Source organism: Streptomyces sp. NPDC041200, assembly GCF_055591805.1.
The window spans coordinates 12,318-32,000 of sequence record NZ_JBVIZF010000009.1; the positions used below are offsets into that span (position 1 = coordinate 12,318).

The window sequence follows — 19,683 nt, forward strand, 5'->3', positions numbered from 1 at the left end:
GACAGGCCGCCTCCCCTCACCTCGTCAGCACCCTCAGTCCTCGCCGAGGTACGCCTTCCGCACGGACTCGTCGTGCAGTAGCGCGTCCCCCGTCCCCGACAGCACGATCTTGCCGATCTCCATCACATGGCCCTGATCGGCCAGGGACAGCGCCGCCTGGGCGTTCTGCTCGACCAGCAGGATCGTGGTGCCCTGCGACTTCAGCTCGGCGATGGTCTGCATGATCTTCTGCATCATGATCGGCGAGAGCCCCATCGAGGGTTCGTCGAGCATCAGCAGCTTGGGGCGGCACATCAGGGCGCGGCCCATGGCGAGCATCTGCTGTTCGCCGCCGGAGAGGGTGCCGGCCGCCTGGGTGCGGCGTTCGCCGAGGATGGGGAAGAGGTCGTACACCTTCCGGGTGTCCGCGGCGATTCCGTCGGCGTCCTTGCGGAGAAACGCTCCGAGCTGGAGGTTCTCGGCGATCGTCAGCCTGGGGAAGATGTGCCGTCCCTCGGGGGAGTGGGCCAGTCCCAGGGCGACGATCTTGTGCGCGGGGACGCCGCTCAGCGGATGGCCGTTGAAGCGGATGGTGCCGCCCAGCGGGGTGAGCAGGCCGGAGAGGGTGCGCAGGGTGGTCGTCTTGCCCGCGCCGTTGGTGCCGATGAGGGTGACGACCTGGCCTGCTTCGACGCTGAACGAGATGCCCTTGACGGCCTCGATCTTGCCGTAGGCGACCCGGAGGTCCTCGACCTCGAGCAGTGCGGTCACTGTCCGTCCTCCGTACGTGCGGTGGTGCCGTGCTGGGCGGCGGCCTGGTCCTCGGCCGCCTCGACCGCTGCGGCCTCTTCCGCTCCGGGCGCGCCTTCGAAGGGGGTGCCGAGGTAGGCGGCGATGACGCGTTCGTCGCTCTGGACGACCTCGGAAGAGCCCTCGACCAGCTTCTGGCCCTGGACGAGCACGGCGACCCGGTCGCACAGGTTGAAGATGAAGCGCATGTCGTGCTCGATGACGAGGACGGCGGTGCCGGTGTCGCGGATGGCGAAGACGAGTTCTTCGGTGGCCCGGGTCTCCTGGGGGTTCATGCCCGCTGTCGGCTCGTCGAGGAGCAGCAGTCCGGGGTCGCTGGCCAGGGCCCGGGCGATCTCCAGCTTGCGCTGTTCGCCGTAGGGGAGGTTGCGGGAGAGGTGGTCGGCCTTGGCGGCGAGGCCGGTGAACTCCAGGAGTTCCATGGCCCGTTGCTTGGAGGCGGCTTCGGCGCGTTTGAAGCCGGGGCCGCGCAGGAGGGCGGACCAGAGTCCTTCCTTGGTGCGGGTGTGCCGTCCGACGAGGACGTTTTCCAGGACGGTCATGTTGGCGAAGAGGCGGATGTTCTGGAAGGTGCGGGCGACTCCGGCCTGGGTGACGAGATGGGGTTTCGGCGGCAGGACGGTGCCCCGGTAGGAGACGCGTCCCTCGGTGGGGACGTAGAGGCCGGTGAGGCAGTTGAAGAAGGTGGTCTTGCCCGCGCCGTTGGGGCCGATGAGGCCGACGATCTCGCCGGGGTGGACGTCGAGGTCGACGGAGCGTACGGCGGTGAGTCCGCCGAAGCGCATGGTGACGCCGGTGGCGGTGAGTACGGGGGCGGCCTTCGCCACTGTGGTCGTGGTCATGTCTGTCATGCCTCCGCCTTGGTGACGCCGACGGCGCTGCCGCTGAGGGCGGCCTGGTCGGGCACGTCGAGCTGTCCCGTCTCGTGGTATTCGAGCTGCTGCCGCCGGTTGGGGATGATCCCTTCGGGGCGGAAGCGCATCAGCAGGATGAGCGCGATGCCGAAGGCGAGGAGCTGGTAGTCCTGGAGGAATTCCAGCTTCTCGGGGATGAGGAAGAGCAGGGCCGCGCCGAGCAGGGGGCCGCCGATGGTGCCCATGCCGCCGAGGATGACGGCGGCGAGCAGGAAGGTGGAGTTGGGCGGGACGGGTCCGGCGAAGACGTACTGCTCGGGGACGACAGTGGTCTGGACGTGGGCCCAGATGGTGCCCGCGACTCCGGCGAGGGTGGCGCCGAGGGCGAAGGCGATGAGCTTGACGCGGAAGCCGTTGATGCCCATGGCGGTGGCGGCGGTCTCGTCTTCGCGGATGGCGACCCAGGCGCGGCCGATGCGGGAGTTTCCGGCCCGGCTGAAGATGAGGACGACGACGACCGTGACGAGCAGCATCAGCAGGTAGTAGTTGCTGTTGGAGTCGAGGGTGAGCCCGGCGAAGCTGTGCTCGTCGTCGAAGTTGAAGCCGAAGATCTCCAGCGGCGGGATGTTGGGGACGCCGTTGGGGCCGTTGGTGACGGAGGGGCCTGAGGTGCCGTCGAGGTTGCTGACGGCGATGCGGAAGATCTCGCCGAAGCCGAGGGTGACGATGGCGAGGTAGTCGCCGCGCAGCCGCAGGGTGGGGGCGCCGATGACGACGCCGAAGATGAGGGAGACGAGTGCTCCGGTGAGCATCGCGGCCCAGAACGGGAACTGGACGTGGATGGTGGAGGCGGCGGTTCCGGAGACCAGGGCGGCGGTGTAGGCGCCGACGCCGAGGAAGGCGACGTAGCCGAGGTCGAGGAGTCCGGCGAGTCCGACGACGATGTTCAGGCCGAGGGCGACGGTCGCGAAGATGGCGATGTTGACGCCGAGTTCGGTGTAGCTGGCCTTGTCCTGGGTGAAGGGGAAGACCATGGCCGTCACCAGGGCCGCGACCAGGGTGAGGGAGCGGTAGGTGCTGGTGAGTCCGCTGAGGCGGGTGATGAGTCCGGCCTTGAGGAGCGCGGCGGCGGCGAAGCAGAGGGCGATCAGGTAGCCGATGAAGGGCTCGGGGTGGTCCTCGTCGGTCTGGATGCCGTAGTTGACGACGTAGAGGCCGAGGGTGAAGACGACGGCGATGATGAGGATGTCGGCCCAGGAGGGTAGTTGCCGGGGGCGGCGGATGGGCCGGGCGTCGTCGGGGAGCGGGAGCGTGGTGGCGACGGGTACGGCGGTGGCGATGGCGGCGACCCAGCCGCCCGGTTCCAGGTTGACCAGGCCGCCTTGGTCGACGGCGATGGCGAGGAGGGTGAACCAGGTGGTGGCGAAGGTGCCGAGGGCCAGCAGCCGCAGGGCCTGGGTGGAACCGGCGGGAGTGAGCCAGCGCAGTCCGCGCACGTCCAGGGCGGCGAGGGCGAACGCGAGGGTGGCCAGGCCCAGGGCGAGGGTGAGGACCTGGAGTCCGCCGGGGTAGCCGTAGACGGTGAGGTCGCCGGGGAAGTCGGAGGTCCAGGTCCAGGCGAGGAAGGTGGAGGCCACGGTGGCGAGGGCGCCGGCCGCGGTGAGCGTCCGGAGCAGGGTGGTGCGCGCGGCCGGGGCGGTGCCGGAGGCGGCCGTCTTGGCTGTGTCGGTGGTCATCGGTTCGCTCCCTTACGCCCGGTCGGCTACGCGTTCGCCGAGCAGCCCCTGGGGCCTGACCAGCAGGACGACGATGAGCAGGGTGAAGGCCCAGACGTCTTTCCAGGCTCCGCCGCCGAGTTGGTCCATCCCGGGGATGTCCTGGATGTATTTGATGGCCAGGGCTTCGGCGATGCCGAGGACGACGCCGCCGAGCATGGCGCCGTAGATGTTCCCGATGCCGCCGAGGACGGCGGCGGTGAAGGCCTTGAGTCCGGCGATGAAGCCCATCTCGAAGTTGATCTGGCCGTATTTGAGGCCGTGGGAGAGGGCGGCGACGGCGGCGAAGGCGCCGCCGATGGCGAAGGCCATCACGATGATGCGGTCGGTGTTGATGCCCATCAGCTTGGCGGTGTCGGGGTCCTGCGCGGTGGCCTGCATGGCGCGACCGGCCCGGCTCTTGGAGACGAACAGTCCGAGGGCGAGCATGCACAGCGGTGCGGCTATCAGCAGGAAGGCGTCGCCGCGCTGGATGTGCAGATCGCTGGTGATCTCGAATGAGCTGCCCTCGAACTGCGGGAAGCTGCGGGCCTTCTTGGCGTCGGGGTAGAAGGCCCAGATGGCCTGCTGGAGTGCGATGGACAGGCCGATCGCGGTGATCAGGGGTGCCAGTCGGGGGCCCCCGCGCAGGGGTCGGTAGGCGAAGCGTTCGGCGGCCGTGGCGATGGCGACCGCGGCGAGGATGCCGCCGATGAGCATGAGCGGCAGGGCCAGTGCGAGGGCGGTGCCACTCGGCAGCCAGAGATAGACGGTGAGGGCGCCGAAGCCCCCGATCATGAAGATCTCGCCGTGGGCGAAGTTGATGAGCTGGACGATGCCGTAGACCATGGTGTACCCGATGGCGATCAAGCCGTAGAGCGCGCCGAGGGTCAGGCCGTTGACCAGCGTTTGCGGCAGTTCGTGCACCGCAGGGCCTCCGATGAGCGTGTCGGATATGACGCCGCGCGAGGGCGCTGGTGTGCGCCCTCGCGCGGTTGCGTTCCTTGGGTGGGCGGGGGTGTTTGCCCCGGGGAAGGCGCTAGTCCTTGAAGGTTTCGCTCTTCACGGCGTCCCAGACGCCCTTCTTGACCTGGTAGACGGTCAGCTGCTTGTTGGTGGTGTCGCCGTACTGGTCGAAGGAGACCTTGCCGGTGACACCGTCGAAGGAGACCTTGCCCAGCGCTTCGGTGATCTTGGCGCGGGCGTCGTCGGGGACCTTGCCGTCGTTGTCCGCGACGACGGTCTTGACGGCCTGGATGATGGCCCAGGCGGCGTCGTAGGAGTAGCCGCCGTACGCGCCGTACGGGTCCTTGTACTTCGCGGCGCTGTAGTTCTTGACGAAGGTCTTGGCGGAGGGGAGCTGTTCGACGGGGTAGCCGACGGAGGTGGCGAGGTCACCGTCGTTGCTGGTGCCGGACGCCTTGATGAAGGCGGGGTCGTAGAGGCCGTCGCCGCCCATGACCGGGACCTTGGCACCGGCCTGCTTGATCTGGTCGGAGAGCAGGCCGCCCTCGGGGTACTGGCCGCCGAAGTAGACGGAGTCGGCGCCGCTGGACCTGACCTTGCCCGCGATGCCGGAGAAGTCGGTCTCCTTGACGGTGAGGTGGTCGGTGCCGACGACCGTGCCGCCGAGGCGCTTGAACTCCTCGGCGAAGATCTTGGCGAGTCCGGCGCCGTAGGTCTGCTTGTCGTCGACGACGAAGACCTTCCGCTTCTTCGCGTCCTTGTAGAAGTACTGCGCGGCGAAGCGGCCCTGGATGATGTCCGTGGTCGCGGTGCGGAAGTAGGTCTTGAACGGGCGGGACTTCTTGCCCGAGGCCCAGGCGTCGCCCTGGCTCAGCGCCGGGTTGGTGTTGGCCGGGGAGACCTCGGCCAGGTCCGCCTTGGCGAAGACGCCCTGCATGGACTGGGCGACGCCGGAGTTCAGCGGGCCGACCGTGCCGAGGATGGCGTCGTCGTCGACCATCGAGGTGGCGTTCTGCTTGCCGGAGGACGGCACCGCCTGGTCGTCGTAGGGCTTGATCTTGAACGTGACGCCGGGGACCTCGTTCTGCTTGTTGGCCACCTTGGTGGCGAGGTCGACCCCGTTCTTGATGCCCTGGCCGAGTGCCGACAGCGACCCGGTGAGCGGGGCGTCGACGCCGATGACGACGGTGGTCTTCTTGTCCTTGTCCTCGCTGTCGTTCTGGCCGCGCGAACCGCAGGCGCTGAGGGTGAGGGCTCCCGCGGTGATCGCGGTCGTCATGATGAGCAAGGAACGCTGTCGCACGAAGAATCCTTTCCCTGGCCCGGCCGTCCCTCTGGATTGGGACGCCGTGTCCGCGCCGGTGGACCTTGAACAGCCGTACGGGTGCTGGCGAACACCCGTCGTGGTCGTGACTGGCTGTGACTCTAGGCGTGGGGCGCAGCAGGTGGCAGAGGTGCAGACCATGATGTGACTGTCTTGTTATGACACAGGTCACGTTCTTGTGTCGGTGTAGCGGAACGGAAGGGACAAAGCGGGTGTTTACGGTCAATCCGTGAGGTCCGGATAGTGAGAAGCTGCAGTTCCACTAAGGAGTGAGGGGAACGCGCGAACGAAGCATGGAGTCATGTGTTCATGACCGCGAGGGGAGATCATCATCGATGACGTCAGGCGACGGGAGCGCCTGATCTTGTATTGCGCAAATGTTACGGAGTGTTACAACCGGGGGGAGTGATTCCGGCCTACTTCACACCGGCCCGCGGGACCGGTTTGCGGGCCCCGCACGCGAAAGCGCCACCCCCGGGGTCCGGGGGTGGCGCCTGGTGTGAGCTGGGGCGTTACGGCTTCGGCAGGCCCTCCGCCGTGCGCAGCAGGCAGGTCAGCCGGGCGGTGCACACCCGGCGGTCCTGCTCGTCGCTGATGACGATCTCGTACGTGGCGGTCGAGCGCCCCCGGTGGACGGGCGTGGCGACCCCCGTGACCAGACCGGAGCGCACCCCGCGGTGGTGGGTGCAGTTGAGGTCGACGCCCACCGCGATCCGGCCGCTGCCGCCGTGCAGCATGGAGCCCACCGAGCCGAGGGTCTCGGCCAGCACGGCGGAGGCACCGCCGTGCAGCAGGCCGTACGGCTGGGTGTTGCCCTCGACGGGCATGGTGCCCACGACCCGCTCCGCGGAGGCTTCGAGGATCTGCACGCCCATGCGGGTGCCGAGGTGGCCGGCGGAGAACAGCGCGGGGAGGTCGACGCCGAGCGCCGCGTACTCGTCGATGACCTCTTGCGGGAACTTCACGCTGGCCTGCTCGCCCATCGGGACCGGCTCCGTTCGGTTGTGTGCGGTGTCCACCTTCTTATACAGGCTTCTTATCAGGCGCGCTGAGCGGACGCTTAGACGGGGGTGGTGGGTTCCAGCCGGATCACCACGGACTTGCTGGCCGGGGTGTTGCTGGTGTCGGCGGTGGAGTCCAGCGGGACCAGGACGTTGGTCTCCGGGTAGTACGAGGCGGCGCAGCCGCGGGTGGTCGGGTAGTGGACCACCCGGAACCCGGCGGCGCGCCGCTCGGTGCCGTCCGTCCACTCGCTGACCAGGTCGGCGTACGCGCCGTCGGCGAGCCCCCGCTCGCGGGCGTCCTCGGGGTGGATGAGCACCACCCGGCGGCCGTTCTTGATGCCGCGGTAGCGGTCGTCGAGGCCGTAGATGGTGGTGTTGTACTGGTCGTGGGAGCGCAGGGTCTGCAGCAGCAGCCGGCCCTCCGGGGCCTTGGGGTACTCGACCGGGGCGGCGGTGAAGTTGGCCTTGCCGGTGGTGGTCGGGAAGCTGCGGCTGTCGCGCGGGGCGTGCGGCAGGGCGAAGCCGGACGGGTTGGCGACCCGGGTGTTGAAGTCCTCGAACCCGGGGATGACGGCCGCGATCCGGTCACGGACCGTGGCGTAGTCGCGCTCGAACTCCGCCCAGGGGGTGGCGCTTTCGGCGCCGAGCACCCGCTGGGCCAGCCGGCAGACGATGGCCGGTTCGGAGAGCAGGTGCGGGCTCGCGGGCTCCAGCCTGCCGCGCGAGGCGTGCACCATGCCCATCGAGTCCTCGACGGTGACGAACTGCGGCCCGCCGTCCTGGATGTCCCGGTCCGAGCGGCCGAGGGTGGGCAGGATCAGGGCGCGGGTGCCGGTGACCACGTGTGAGCGGTTGAGCTTGGTGGAGACGTGGACGGTCAGCCGGGCGGCGCGCATCGCGGCCTCGGTGACGTCGGTGTCGGGGGAGGCGGCCACGAAGTTGCCGCCCATGGCGAAGAAGACCTTGGCCTGGCCGTCGCGCAGGGCGCGGATGGCGCGGACGACGTCGAAGCCGTGCTCGCGCGGGGGAGCGAAGCCGAACTCCTTCTCCAGGGCGTCCAGGAAGGCCGGGGCGGGCCGCTCGAAGATGCCCATGGTGCGGTCGCCCTGCACATTGCTGTGGCCGCGCACCGGGCACACCCCGGCGCCGGGGCGGCCGACGTTGCCGCGCAGCAGCAGGAAGTTCACGACCTCGCGGATGGTGGGCACCGAGTGCTTGTGCTGGGTCAGGCCCATGGCCCAGCAGACGATGGTGCGCTTCGAGGCGAGGACCATGCGCAGCGCGCGCTCGATGTCGTCCCGGCTGAGGCCGGTGGCGCGCAGCGTCTCGTCCCAGTCGGCGGCGCGGGCCGCGGCGGCGAACTCCTCGAAGCCGTGGGTGTGCTCGCGGATGAAGGCCTCGTCGATCACGCCGTCATCTGCGCTGGAGGCGTTGTCACCCGCGTTGTCGGATGCCTCCAGGATCAGCTTGTTGAGGAGGCGGAAGAGGGCCTGGTCGCCGCCGATCCGGATCTGCAGGAAGAGATCCGTCAGCGAGGTGCCGCCGCCCGCGAGCCCCTTGGCGTTCTGCGGGTTCTTGAACCGCTCCAGACCCGCCTCGGGCAGGGGGTTGATGGAGATGATGTTGGCGCCGTTGCCCTTCGCCTTCTCCAGGGCGGAGAGCATGCGCGGGTGGTTGGTGCCCGGGTTCTGCCCGGCGACGATGATCAGATCGGCCTTGTGGAGATCCTCCAGCAGCACGCTGCCCTTGCCGACGCCCAGGGTCTCGGTCAGCGCGGAGCCCGAGGACTCGTGGCACATGTTGGAGCAGTCCGGCAGGTTGTTGGTGCCGAACTCGCGGGCGAAGAGCTGGTAGAGGAAGGCGGCCTCGTTGCTGGTGCGGCCGGAGGTGTAGAAGACGGCCTCGTCCGGGGAGTCCAGGGCGCGCAGTTCGTCGGCGATGATGTCGAACGCGCGGTCCCAGGTCACCGGCTCGTAGGCGTCGGCGCCTTCGTCCAGGTACATGGGCTGGGTGAGCCGCCCCTGCTGGCCGAGCCAGTAGCCGCTGCGGGTGGCGAGGTCGGCCACCGGGTGGGCGGCGAAGAAGTCGGGGGTGACCCGGCGCAGGGTCGCCTCCTCGGCGACGGCCTTCGCGCCGTTCTCGCAGAACTCGGCCGCGTGCCGCTTGTCGCCCTCGGGCCAGGCGCAGCCCGGGCAGTCGAAGCCCTTCTTCTGGTTGACCCGCATGAGGGTGAGGGCGGTGCGGCGGATTCCCATCTGCTGATGGGCGATGCGCAGCGAGTGGCCGACCGCGGTGAGCCCGGCGGCGGCGTGTTTCGGGGGTACGACCTCGGGCGCGTCCTGGACCGGATCGCCTGCGGGTGGCTTGGCTGCCATGTCGCTCCCCTTTTTTTGGCTCGGCGTGTGCAGGGCCTGTTCCCCTTCGATCCTTTCATGAGTCACCGACTTCGTGGTCACCCGGGAGGCCGCCGGGGGTGGGAGGCGGGGAGCGTTGTCGGTGGGGCGTGGCAGGATCGGGGACGTGGCAGAGAAAGCATCGAAGAAGACCGCAGCGCCCGCCCCCGACCGCACGGGGGACGACCGTCCCCGCCTGCTCCTGCTGGACGGACATTCCCTGGCATACCGGGCGTTCTTCGCGCTGCCGGCGGAGAATTTCAGCACGACCTCCGGCCAGACGACCAACGCGATCTACGGTTTCACCTCGATGCTGGCGAACACGCTCCGTGATGAGCAGCCCACGCACCTGGCGGTGGCGTTCGACGTCTCGCGCAAGACCTGGCGCTCCGAGCAGTTCACGGAGTACAAGGCGAACCGCTCCAAGAGTCCGGACGAGTTCAAGGGGCAGGTCGAGCTGATCGGCGAGCTGCTCGACACGATGAACGTCACCCGCTTCGCGGTGGACGGCTTCGAGGCGGACGACGTGATCGCCACGCTGGCCACCCAGGCCGAGGCCGAGGGCTTCGAGGTGCTGATCGTCACCGGTGACCGCGATTCGTTCCAGCTGGTCAGTGACCACGTCACGGTCCTCTACCCGACCAAGGGCGTTTCCGAGCTGACCCGGTTCACGCCCGAGAAGGTCCAGGAGAAGTACGGCCTCACCCCGCGCCAGTACCCGGACTTCGCGGCGCTGCGCGGCGACCCGTCGGACAACCTGCCCGGCATCCCGGGGGTCGGCGAGAAGACCGCCGCGAAGTGGATCAACCAGTTCGGGTCGTTCCAGGAGCTGGTGGAGCGGGTCGACGAGGTCAAGGGCAAGGTCGGCGAGAAGCTGCGCGACCACCTGGACGCCGTCAAGCTCAACCGCCAGCTGACCGAGCTGGTCAGGGACGTGGAGCTGGGCGTCGGCCCCGACGGTCTCAAGCGCGTGCCGTACGACCGCGCCGCGATGTCCGTGGTCCTGGACGCGCTGGAGTTCCGCCACCAGAACTTCCGCGACCGGATCCTGGCCGTCGACCCGGGCGCGGCCGAGGAGGAGCCCGCCGCCGCGGCCCCCGGCGTCGAGGTCGACGGGGTGGCGCTCGCCGCGGGCGAGCTGGCGCCCTGGCTGGCGGACCGCGGCGCCGAGCCGCTGGGCCTGGCCACCGTGGACGCCTGGGCGCTGGGCAGCGGCAGCGTGAGCGAGATCGCGCTCGCCACCGCGGGCGGGCCCGCGGTCTGCTTCGACCCGGCGGAGCTGGACGAGGCCGACGAGCGGGCCTTCGCGGCCTGGATCGCCGACCCGGACCGGCCGAAGGTGCTGCACAACGCCAAGGGCACCATGCGGGTCTTCGCCGAGCACGGCTGGTCCGTCGCGGGCGTCTCGATGGACACCGCGCTCTCCGCGTACCTGGTCAAGCCGGGGCGCCGTTCCTTCGAGCTGGACGCCCTGTCGGTCGAGTACCTGGGCCGTGAGCTGTCCCCGGCGGCGGCCGCGGACAGCGGGCAGCTCGCCTTCGGCGCCGACGAACAGGCCGAGCAGGACGCCCTGATGATCAAGGCGCGTACGGTCCTCGACCTCGGCGAGGCGTTCCGCGGGCGGCTGGAGGAGGTCGGCGCGGCCGGGCTGCTGAGCGATGTGGAGCTGCCCACCTCCGAGCTGCTGGCCCGGCTGGAGCGCTCCGGTATCGCCGCCGACCGCGGCTGGCTGGACCGCATGGAGCAGCAGTTCGCGGGCGCCGTCCAGCAGGCGGTGAAGGAGGCGCACGCCGCGGTGGGCCACGAGTTCAACCTCGGCTCGCCCAAGCAGCTCCAGGAAGTGCTGTTCAACGAGCTGGGCCTGCCGAAGACCAAGAAGACCAAGACCGGGTACACGACGGACGCCGACGCGCTCGCCTGGCTGGCCGCGCAGACCGACCACGAACTCCCGGTGATCATGCTGCGCCACCGGGAGCAGGCCCGGCTGCGCTCCACCGTGGAGGGGCTGATCAAGACGATCTCCCCCAGCGGCCGCATCCACACCACCTTCAACCAGACCGTGGCGGCGACCGGCCGGCTGTCGTCGACCGACCCCAACCTGCAGAACATCCCGGTGCGCACGGACGAGGGCCGGGCGATCCGGCGCGGCTTCGTCGTCGGCGAGGGCTTCGAATCCCTGATGACCGCCGACTACAGCCAGATCGAGCTGCGCGTGATGGCCCATCTCTCCGAGGATGAGGGCCTGATCGAGGCGTTCACCTCCGGTGAGGATCTGCACACCACGGTCGCCTCCCAGGTGTTCGGCGTGGCCAAGTCCGACGTCGACCCGGAGATGCGGCGCAAGATCAAGGCCATGTCGTACGGACTGGCGTACGGGCTCTCGGCGTTCGGCCTCTCGGGGCAGCTGGGCATCGGCGCGGACGAGGCGCGCCGCCTCATGGACACCTTCTTCGAGCGGTTCGGCGGGGTCCGCGACTATCTGCAGCGGGTCGTGGAGGAGGCGCGCGCCGTCGGCTACACGGAGACCATGCTCGGCCGCCGCCGCTATCTCCCCGATCTCACCAGCGACAACCGGCAGCGCCGCGAGATGGCCGAGCGGATGGCGCTCAACGCCCCGATCCAGGGCACCGCCGCCGACATCGTCAAGATCGCGATGCTGAAGGTGGACGCCGCGTTGACGGCAGGCGAACTCTCGTCGCGGATGCTGCTCCAGGTGCACGACGAAATCGTGCTGGAGATCGCGCCGGGGGAGCGGGGGCGCGTGGAGGAGCTGGTGCGGCGCGAGATGGCCGGCGCGGCCCAACTGCGCGCTCCGCTGGATGTGTCGGTGGGTGTCGGCGCCGACTGGGAATCGGCCGCCCACTGAGCCGACGCCTGGCGGAACCGTCCAACGCGCCGCCCTCGAATGCCCGCTGACAGGCGGTGGGCAGCGGTGGTCGCGGGCCCTAAGTTGTCGTAGTGTCACCAGGGTTGACGCGCGGGGGAGCGCATTGTGTTCGACGGGAGGGACACACGGATGGCACCGCTTATCGGCCGACGTCTGCGTAAAGGGGCGGCCACGACGGCGGTGGCGGCGGCCGCGATGGCCGCCCTCACCGCATCCCAGGCGCCCGGGTTCGCCGCACAGGACTACGGCGACGGGGATCACCGGGACCGGGACCGGGCCAGTGGGGCGCAGTCGTCGCCCGATACGCCCATCGACGGTGGCGGCTCGTACCACACCGATCTGCCGCCCCTGACCAAGCCGGACAAGCCGGGTTCCTCGGCCGACCTGCCGGGGTTCCCGGGCAGCAGCGCCAAGGCCGAGGCGGGCATTCCCGCGAGCGTGCTCGCCGCGTACAAGAAGGCGGAGGCGGCGCTCAGGGATTCCAAGCCCGGCTGCAACCTGCCGTGGCAGCTGCTGGCCGCGATCGGCAAGGTCGAGTCCGGCCAGGCCCGCGGCGGCAACGTGGACCAGGAGGGGACGACCGTCAGCCCCATCCTCGGCCCGGCCCTCAACGGCAACGGCTTCGCCCTGATCAAGGACAGTGACGGCGGCGAGTTCGACGGGGACACCACCCACGACCGGGCCGTCGGCCCCATGCAGTTCATCCCGTCCACCTGGGCGGGCTGGGGCCGGGACGGTAACGGGGACGGGCGCAGCGACCCCAACAACATCTATGACGCGGCACTCGCCGCGGGCAACTACCTGTGCGCCAACGGCCGTGACCTGTCCGTCCAGAAGGACCTGAACGCCGCGATCCTCGGCTACAACCGCTCGCAGGAGTATCTGAACACCGTCCTGTCGTGGTTCGAGTACTACAAGAGCGGCACCCATGAGGTTCCGGACGGCACCGGTGTGCTGCCCTCGGAGCGGAGCGACCCGTCGGGTGGCGGCTCCAAGTCCGGCTCGAAGTCCGGCTCGAAGGAATCCGGCAAGGGTTCCAGTAAGGGCAAGGGCAACGGTTCCGGCAAGGGCGACGGCGGTGCGCGCACCCTGCCCAAGCCCGGAGACGACCGTGGCGGCTCCACGTCCCCCTCGCCCATTCCGGGCGGCGACAAGGAGACGCCCGGTGGTCCGCAGCTCCCCACCCCGCCGACCACGCCGCCCACCACCCCCGCCCCCAAGCCCACCGGCACCGCCAAGCTGACCGCGGTCGGCGCCAAGCAGCTCACCGCCACCGCCGGTGAGACGTTCAGCAGGTCCCCCAAGGTCCTCGCGGTGGACGCCAAGGGCAAGCCGGTGGCGGCGGCGCGCGTGAAGTACGAGATCCGCGGCGAGACGAGCGCCCGCTTCCTCGGCCTCGTCCGTTCCGTCACCCTGCTCACCGGCCCCGATGGCACCGTCACCGCCCCCAAGATGCTCGCGGGCGAGAAGGCGGGCTCGTTCACCCTGCGCGCCACGGCCGTCGGGCGCGACAAGGTGGCCCCGGCCGACTTCGCCGGGACCGTCAAGCCCCGCCCCGTACCGCAGGCCGACGCGCTGGCCCTCCTCGGCGAGGGCGTCCTGACGACCGAGGCCGGTGGCTCCTTCGCCGATCTCCTCACCGTCAAGGCGACCAACAAGGGCAAGGTCGCGGCGGACGTCCCGGTCACCGCGACCATGATCAAGGACGCCAAGAAGCCCGAGCTGAACGACAAGGGCCCGTACTTCCTCGACGCCAAGGGCAAGCCGGTCCGCACCCTGACCGGCCTGAAGACCAACGCCCTCGGACAGCTGACGCTTCCGAAGATCCTCACCGACGAGCACGCGGGCACCTATCTGCTCCGCCTCACCACGGCCGACGGCGCCGTCCTGGACGTCGAGCTGACCGTCACCGCGGCCGCCGCCTCCTAGCGGGCCGCCACCCGGGCACCCAGCGCGCCGCCCCCGAGCCCCCACCGGGCCCGGGGGCGGCGCGTTCGTGTTCGGGCTTCCGCGTTCGGGCGTGCGTGTTCTCATCTGCGCCCCCCGTTGCTACGGTGCTCAGCCCCTGGCCGACCTGACGCCACGTCAGTTCACGCCGTCTCGTACCGGAACCACGGGAGGCCCGCATGCGCGCCCTCGCCGCCGCCGCGATCGGACTCGCCGCCGCCCTCGCCCTCGTCTTCACGGTGACGGCCATCGGCGCCCCCAGCGGCACCACCTCCCCCGAGCCGCTGCTCACCACCGTCCCCGAGCGCCCCTGAGGGAGGGACACCCCGCCATGCGCCGCAAAGCCAGCCTGGTGCTGCTCGCCTTCGCCGTCTTCTTCGCCGCCCTCGCGCCGCTGGTGCGCTGGTACGCCTTCCCCCGGCTCGCCAAGATCCCGCCCAGTGAGTACCAGACGGCGGTTCTGGAGGCCCGCCCCGCCACCCTGCTCGACTACGCCACCATGAAGCCCCGTACGGTCCCCAAGGTCAGCATCGTGCAGACCCTGCGCGGGAACGTGGGCGCGGCGAAGAAGGTCGGCAAGGAGACCGGGCGCGACGTCGTCGTCTGGGACGCCCTCTCGTACATCCAGGGCCCCGACGGCAAGATGGTCTCCCGCATCCCCGAGCGCTACGTCTTCGACGCCCACACCCAGGACCCGGTGCACGCGGGTGGCGAGCACGTCGACGGCGACGCCGTGCGCCGCGAGGGCATCGAGTACAAGTGGCCCTTCCTCACCGAGAAGCGCGACTACCGCTACTTCGACGCCCAGACCCGCACCTCCGCGCCCATTCACTACAAGGGCACCCGCGAGTTCCGCGGTCTGACGGTGTACTACTTCGAGCAGACCATCCCCTGGACCAAGGTCCCGCTGCCCAAGACCATGCCGGTCGACGGCATCACCCCGGAGTCCGTCCGCAAGGCCGGGACCTCCCGCTGGTACACCACCAAGCGGATGTTCTGGGTCGAGCCCACCACCGGCGCGCCCGTCAACGGGCAGGAGATCCACCGCGAGGAGCTGCGGGGCGGCACGCTGCTGGGCGGCCGCGACCGGGTGACCGTCTTCTCCGGTCACGTGAAGATGCGCGAGGACTACATCGACCACACGGTCACGATGGTCACCTCGCAGCGGCAGCTGGTCCTCGCCTTCACGGCGTATGTGCCCTGGGGGTTCGGGGTGCTGGGCGCCGGACTGCTCGCGCTCGCGCTGCTGCTGGAGGCGCGCGGCCGCCGGGAGGGGGCGCCTCCGCCCCCGAGGGGGGTACGGCGACGGCCCGTCAACCTCCGTCCTGGCGTTCCCTCCTGATAGTGACGCCGGTAGTGATCTCGGTAGTCGGCTGGCTAGCATGCGCTCCATGCCGGGTATCACGATCGAGTTCACCGAGCAGGAACTGGCCGAGCTGCGCGCGGAGGCGAAGGAGAAGGGCGTGGCCATCAAGCGCCTCGCCCACGACATACTGACCGAGGACGTCGTGCGGCGGCGTCAGAAGCAGCGCTTCGTCGAGGGTGCCGTGCGGTTCGCCATGGGATACAAGGCCGAGTTCGAGCGGGAGTTCCCGGAAGGGCTGCGTTGATCCTGTATGTCGACGCCGGCTGGGTGCTCAACGTTCAGGTCGACGTCTCCCCGGTGAACACCCCCGTGCGGGACTGGGGCGCGCTCCACTGCATGAGCGAGCGGCACCGCTACGAACGGTTCGCGGGCGAGCCGTACTACGAGGAGGCCGCGGCCCGCGCCGCGACCTTCCTCCACACCTCGCTGATCCTGGAACCGTTCTCCGACTACAACGCGGTGATCGGCGCCGCCTGCGCGCAGATGTACCTGGAGGAGTCCGGCGAGGCGATCGCCCCGCCGTCCGGCGGCATGGTGGGCCTCATCCGCGACATACGGGACAACCGGCTCCGCCTGAGCGAGACCGCCCGGCGGCTGCGCGCCTGGGCCGTATGAACCCGGCGCGGTTCAGCGGCGGTTGTTGGTGCGCCGCGTCGGCTCGGCCGTGGTCGGGTCCTCCGGCCACGGATGCTTGGGGTAGCGGCCGCGCAGCTCGGCCCGTACGGACCGGTAGCCGTCCCGCCAGAACGACGCCAGGTCGGCCGTGACCGCGGCCGGACGCCCCGCCGGTGACAGCAGGTGCACCAGCAGCGGCACCCGCCCGCCCGCGATCCGCGGCGACTCCTGCCAGCCGAACAGCTCCTGCAGCTTCGCCGCCAGCACCGGCTGCCCGTCCCCGTACTCGATCCGTATCCGCGACCCGGTCGGGACCTCCACCCGCTCCGGCGCCAGCTCCTCGAACCGCGCCGCCTCGCCCGTCGCCCACGGCAGCAGCCGGGCCAGCGCCTGACCGGCGTCCACCCGCTCCAGATCCGCCCGCCGCCGGGCCCGGCCCAGCTCCACGCCCAGCCACGTGTCCGGATCCGCCAGCAGCGCCGCCTCCGACACATCCGGCCACGGCGCCCCCAGCTCCCGGTGCAGGAACGCCATCCGCTGCCGTACCGCCGTGGCCTGCGCGGACCAGCGCAGCAGTCCCGTCCCCTCGCGGCGCAGCCCCTCCAGCAGCGCCGTGTGCACGAGCGCCGGGTCGGGCGCGGCCAGCGGCCGCGCCACCAGCTCGATCGCGCCGAGCCGGGACACCCGCCGGGCGACGACGTCCCCGTCGGCCCAGTGCACCTCCTCGCCGTCCGACCCCAGCACCGCGGCCGCCGTACGGGCCGTCTCCTCGTCGGTGACGGCGGCGAGCCGCACCCGCGCCGACGCGGCGGCCACCGGCCGGTCCGCGACCGCCACGGCCAGCCAGGGCGCCCCGCCCAGCCGCGATCCGCCCCCCAACTCGGCCCCGGTCCCGGCGGCCATGAGATAACTCCGCCCACCCCGCAGCCGAGCCACCCGCTCGGGAAACGCGAGCGCGACCACCAGCCCGGCGACGGCGTCATCGGACCGCGCCACACCCCCGGCACCCGGGCCCACGGTGCCGTCCCCGGTCACCGCGCGCTCCAGGCGGCGGGCCTCCTGGCGCCAGCGGGTGGCGTACGGGTCGCCCGCCCGGCGGGCGGTGTGCCAGGCGGCGGCCAGGTCGTCGCCGTACTCCCGGGGCGGCTCCTCGCTCAGCAGGGCCACCACCTCGGCCGCCCGGCGGGCGCCGACCTCGGGGGCGCCGTCGATGAGGGCGCGGGCGAGGCGGGGGTGGAGGCCGAGGCGGGACATGCGGCGGCCGCGCTCGGTGGCGCGTCCGGCCGCGTCGACGGCGCCGATCGCGGTCAGTACCTCCCGTGCGGCCGACATGGCCCCGGCGGGCGGCGGGTCGAGCAGGGCGAGGCCGGACGCGTCCGGCTCGCCCCAGCACGCCGCCTGGAGGGCGAAGGCCGTCAGGTCGGCTTCGGCGATCTCCGGGGACGGGAAGCGCGGCAGCCGGGCGTCATCGGCCTCCGGCCAGCAGCGGTACACGGTGCCAGGCGCCTCGCGCCCGGCCCGGCCCGCGCGCTGCCGGGCCGCGGCCCGGGACGCCCGGACGGTCGTCAGCGCGCTCAGGCCCCGCGCGTGGTCCATGCGCGGCTCGCGGGCGAGGCCGCTGTCGACGACGATCCGTACGCCCGGCACGGTCAGGCTCGACTCGGCGACCGAGGTCGCCAGCACCACCCGCCGCCGCCCGCCGTCCGCGCCCGCGAGCACGGACTCCTGTACGGCGGCGGGGGCGCGCCCGTGGACCTGGAGGACGTCCGCGTCGGCGCCGCCCAGCAGCCCCGCCACCCGGCCGATCTCGCCGACGCCGGGGAGGAAGCACAGGACGTCACCGGACCGCTCGCGCAGCGCGCGCCGCACCACGTCCGCGACGTGGTCGAGCTGGGCCGGGTCCACCCGCATGCCGTGCGGTGGGCGGACGGGACGTACGGGCGGCGCCCACACCACCTCGACGGGGTGCGACACGCCCGGGGCCGAGACGACCGGAGCGGGGCCGCCGCCTTCGCCGCCTTCGCCGCCCAGCAGCCGCGCCCACCCCTCCGCGTCCGTCGTCGCCGACGCGGCGATCAGCCGCAGCTCCGGGCGCAGGGTGGCCTGGACGTCCAGCAGGAAGGCGGCCGCCGTGTCGGCGTCCAGGTGCCGCTCATGGCATTCGTCCAGGACGACGGCATCGACCCCGGCCAGCTCTTGGTCCCGCTGCAGCCGCTGCACCAGCACACCGGTGGTGACCACCTCGACCACGGTGCGGGGCCCGGCCTGCCGCTCCCCGCGCACCGTGAAGCCGACCCGTTCGCCGGTCCGCTCGCCGAGCAGCCACGCCATGCGCCGCGCGGCGGCCCGCGCCGCGATCCGGCGCGGCTCGGCCACCAGGACCCGCCGCACCGGCGCTGACCCGTCGCCGTCCAGCAGTCCCGCCAGGACGAGCGGCACCAGCGTCGTCTTACCGGTCCCGGGCGGTGCGCACAGCACCGCCGACCCCCGCTCGTCGAGCGCGCGCAGCAGCTCGGGGACGGCTTCGCGGACAGGCAGACGCTCGAGGACGTCCGTACGCATCGCCGGAGCCCCCCGCTCAGTCCCGCTCGCAGACGAAGACGGCCGTGCCCGGGATGAGGCCGCCGCGCAGCGGGGACCAGCCGCCCCACTCCTGACGGTTCCAGGCGGGCCATTCCGGTTCCACGAGGTCGATCAGCCGGAAGCCCCCGGCCACGACGTCCCGTACCCGGTCACCGAGGGTCCGGTGGTGCTCCACATAGACGGCACGGCCCTCGTCGTCCTGTTCCACATAAGGGGTGCGGTCGAAGTACGAGCCGGAGATGCTGAGCCCTTCGGGACCCGGCTCGTCGGGGAACGCCCACCGCACCGGATGTGTCACCGAGAACACCCACCGGCCGCCCGGCCGCAGCACTCGGCGCACCTCGCGCATCACCCGTACCGGCTCCGCCACGAAGGGCACCGCCCCGTACGCCGAGCAGGCCAGGTCGAACGAACCGTCCCGGAAGGGGAGCGCGGTCGCGTCGGCCTGGACCAGCGCGGTCGCGGACGCGCCGGGGGCGGCGGTCTCCGCGTCGATCCGCTGGGCGTGCCGCAGCTGCCGGTGGGAGATGTCGAGCGCCACGGGGCGCGCGCCGCGCGCCGCGAGCCACCGCGCGCACTGCGCCGCGCCCGCGCCCACCTCCAGTACGTCGCGCCCCTTCAGCCGGTCCGCGGGCCCGAGTAGCCCGGCCTCCTCCTCGTCCAGCCCTTCCGGGCCCCAGATGAAGCGGTCGTCGCCGAGGAAGGCGCCGTGCTCCTCCTGGTACTCGTCCGCGTTGCGGTCCCACCAGCCGCGGCTGGCCCGGCTGCTCTCCGTCTCGTCGGCGGTCCGGCGGGTGGCGGTGGGCTCGTAGGCCTCGGGGGCCCCGAAGGCATCCAGGGCACTGGCGGGGGCACTGCCGGGGTCCCCGAAGGCACCGCTGGGCTTGTGTTCTTGGACCATCAGGCGCGTCGTCGTACTCTCTGTATCGACCTGTGGCTGCGGGGCACGGCAAGGGACCGCGTCGCAGCAGTGACTTGCAAATTGCCGGGTTCGGGGCGTTAAGCCCCACGTGCGCTCTTCGTGCATTGACCATGCCCGGCCGCCCCCGTATGCTACAAGTTGCGCTGCGGGCCTGCGCGACTCAGACGGAGCAGGCCGCGCTCGCATCTGTTGTATGTCCCCTCGGTTGTCGAGGCGTTTTCGGTCTCTCGGAACGTTCCGGAAAGATCAACGCCTCACAGGCTGTCCGGCTTCGGCAGT

General features: G+C 71.1%; 15 protein-coding genes. 6 read left to right on the forward strand and 9 right to left on the reverse strand.

Annotation, left to right across the window (positions count from 1 at the left end; genetic code table 11):
* Positions 1-33 precede the first annotated feature (33 nt).
* The 7 genes from ACZ6CL_RS21110 to ACZ6CL_RS21140 form a co-directional block, all read right to left on the reverse strand.
* Positions 34-750 (reverse strand): ABC transporter ATP-binding protein, encoded by a 717-nt coding sequence (locus ACZ6CL_RS21110; protein WP_468937669.1) that lies wholly within the window; start codon positions 748-750, stop codon positions 34-36.
* The gene (locus tag ACZ6CL_RS21115) at positions 747-1,640 is read right to left on the reverse strand and encodes an ABC transporter ATP-binding protein (RefSeq protein ID WP_468937670.1); all 894 of its coding nucleotides are present in this window, start codon (positions 1,638-1,640) and stop codon (positions 747-749) included. Before ACZ6CL_RS21115 ends, ACZ6CL_RS21110 begins: the two co-directional genes overlap by 4 nt.
* A complete protein-coding gene (locus ACZ6CL_RS21120; RefSeq protein WP_468937671.1) occupies positions 1,637-3,379 on the reverse strand; it encodes a branched-chain amino acid ABC transporter permease in 1,743 nt (580 codons plus the stop codon). The genes ACZ6CL_RS21115 and ACZ6CL_RS21120 overlap by 4 nt, the downstream gene beginning before the upstream one ends.
* Before the next feature lie 12 nt (positions 3,380-3,391).
* On the reverse strand, positions 3,392-4,324 hold the full coding sequence (locus tag ACZ6CL_RS21125; RefSeq protein WP_468937672.1) for a branched-chain amino acid ABC transporter permease: 933 nt from the start codon (positions 4,322-4,324) through the stop codon (positions 3,392-3,394).
* 112 nt (positions 4,325-4,436) lie between these two features.
* Complete coding sequence (locus ACZ6CL_RS21130) at positions 4,437-5,666, reverse strand: branched-chain amino acid ABC transporter substrate-binding protein (RefSeq protein ID WP_468937673.1); 1,230 nt, start codon at positions 5,664-5,666, stop codon at positions 4,437-4,439.
* A 533-nt stretch (positions 5,667-6,199) separates the two neighbouring features.
* Positions 6,200-6,670, reverse strand: coding sequence for a hotdog fold thioesterase (locus ACZ6CL_RS21135; protein ID WP_450872909.1), 471 nt, complete (start codon positions 6,668-6,670; stop codon positions 6,200-6,202).
* 77 nt (positions 6,671-6,747) lie between these two features.
* Positions 6,748-9,066, reverse strand: a complete 2,319-nt coding sequence (locus ACZ6CL_RS21140; RefSeq protein ID WP_468937674.1) for an FdhF/YdeP family oxidoreductase — start codon at positions 9,064-9,066, stop codon at positions 6,748-6,750.
* 145 nt (positions 9,067-9,211) lie between these two features.
* Between ACZ6CL_RS21140 and polA the strand changes: the two genes are divergently transcribed.
* The 6 genes from polA to ACZ6CL_RS21170 all read left to right on the forward strand — a co-directional run bounded on the left by polA (position 9,212) and on the right by ACZ6CL_RS21170 (position 15,899).
* Positions 9,212-11,950 (forward strand): DNA polymerase I, encoded by a 2,739-nt coding sequence (polA, locus tag ACZ6CL_RS21145; RefSeq protein ID WP_468937675.1) that lies wholly within the window; start codon positions 9,212-9,214, stop codon positions 11,948-11,950.
* Between the two features lie 150 nt (positions 11,951-12,100).
* Positions 12,101-13,900 (forward strand): lytic transglycosylase domain-containing protein, encoded by a 1,800-nt coding sequence (locus ACZ6CL_RS21150; RefSeq protein WP_468937676.1) that lies wholly within the window; start codon positions 12,101-12,103, stop codon positions 13,898-13,900.
* A gap of 197 nt (positions 13,901-14,097) precedes the next feature.
* A complete protein-coding gene (locus tag ACZ6CL_RS21155) occupies positions 14,098-14,232 on the forward strand; it encodes an SPW_0924 family protein (RefSeq protein ID WP_468937677.1) in 135 nt (44 codons plus the stop codon).
* A gap of 17 nt (positions 14,233-14,249) precedes the next feature.
* Positions 14,250-15,260, forward strand: a complete 1,011-nt coding sequence (gene pgfA / locus ACZ6CL_RS21160) for a cell envelope lipid trafficking protein PgfA (RefSeq protein ID WP_468937678.1) — start codon at positions 14,250-14,252, stop codon at positions 15,258-15,260.
* Between the two features lie 49 nt (positions 15,261-15,309).
* Complete coding sequence (locus ACZ6CL_RS21165; RefSeq protein ID WP_234357101.1) at positions 15,310-15,528, forward strand: hypothetical protein; 219 nt, start codon at positions 15,310-15,312, stop codon at positions 15,526-15,528.
* Entirely contained in the window at positions 15,525-15,899 is a 375-nt protein-coding gene (locus ACZ6CL_RS21170) for a hypothetical protein (RefSeq protein ID WP_468937679.1), read from the forward strand. The genes ACZ6CL_RS21165 and ACZ6CL_RS21170 overlap by 4 nt, the downstream gene beginning before the upstream one ends.
* A 12-nt stretch (positions 15,900-15,911) precedes the next feature.
* On the opposite strand, the gene hrpB is transcribed toward ACZ6CL_RS21170, so the two are convergent.
* A complete protein-coding gene (gene hrpB, locus ACZ6CL_RS21175; RefSeq protein WP_468937680.1) occupies positions 15,912-18,461 on the reverse strand; it encodes an ATP-dependent helicase HrpB in 2,550 nt (849 codons plus the stop codon).
* Between the two features lie 16 nt (positions 18,462-18,477).
* Positions 18,478-19,383, reverse strand: a complete 906-nt coding sequence (locus ACZ6CL_RS21180; protein WP_468937681.1) for a class I SAM-dependent methyltransferase — start codon at positions 19,381-19,383, stop codon at positions 18,478-18,480.
* Positions 19,384-19,683: the final 300 nt, after the last annotated feature.

Coding starts and splice junctions, on each gene's coding strand:
- pgfA (WP_468937678.1), top strand. CDS start 14,250: ATGCGCCGCAAAGCCAGCCTGGTGCTGCTCGCCTTCGCCGTCTTCTTC.
- ACZ6CL_RS21150 (WP_468937676.1), top strand. CDS start 12,101: ATGGCACCGCTTATCGGCCGACGTCTGCGTAAAGGGGCGGCCACGACG.
- hrpB (WP_468937680.1), bottom strand. CDS start 18,461: ATGCGTACGGACGTCCTCGAGCGTCTGCCTGTCCGCGAAGCCGTCCCC.
- ACZ6CL_RS21140 (WP_468937674.1), bottom strand. CDS start 9,066: ATGGCAGCCAAGCCACCCGCAGGCGATCCGGTCCAGGACGCGCCCGAG.
- ACZ6CL_RS21155 (WP_468937677.1), top strand. CDS start 14,098: ATGCGCGCCCTCGCCGCCGCCGCGATCGGACTCGCCGCCGCCCTCGCC.
- ACZ6CL_RS21115 (WP_468937670.1), bottom strand. CDS start 1,640: ATGACAGACATGACCACGACCACAGTGGCGAAGGCCGCCCCCGTACTC.
- ACZ6CL_RS21120 (WP_468937671.1), bottom strand. CDS start 3,379: ATGACCACCGACACAGCCAAGACGGCCGCCTCCGGCACCGCCCCGGCC.
- ACZ6CL_RS21165 (WP_234357101.1), top strand. CDS start 15,310: ATGCCGGGTATCACGATCGAGTTCACCGAGCAGGAACTGGCCGAGCTG.
- ACZ6CL_RS21180 (WP_468937681.1), bottom strand. CDS start 19,383: ATGGTCCAAGAACACAAGCCCAGCGGTGCCTTCGGGGACCCCGGCAGT.
- ACZ6CL_RS21135 (WP_450872909.1), bottom strand. CDS start 6,670: ATGGGCGAGCAGGCCAGCGTGAAGTTCCCGCAAGAGGTCATCGACGAG.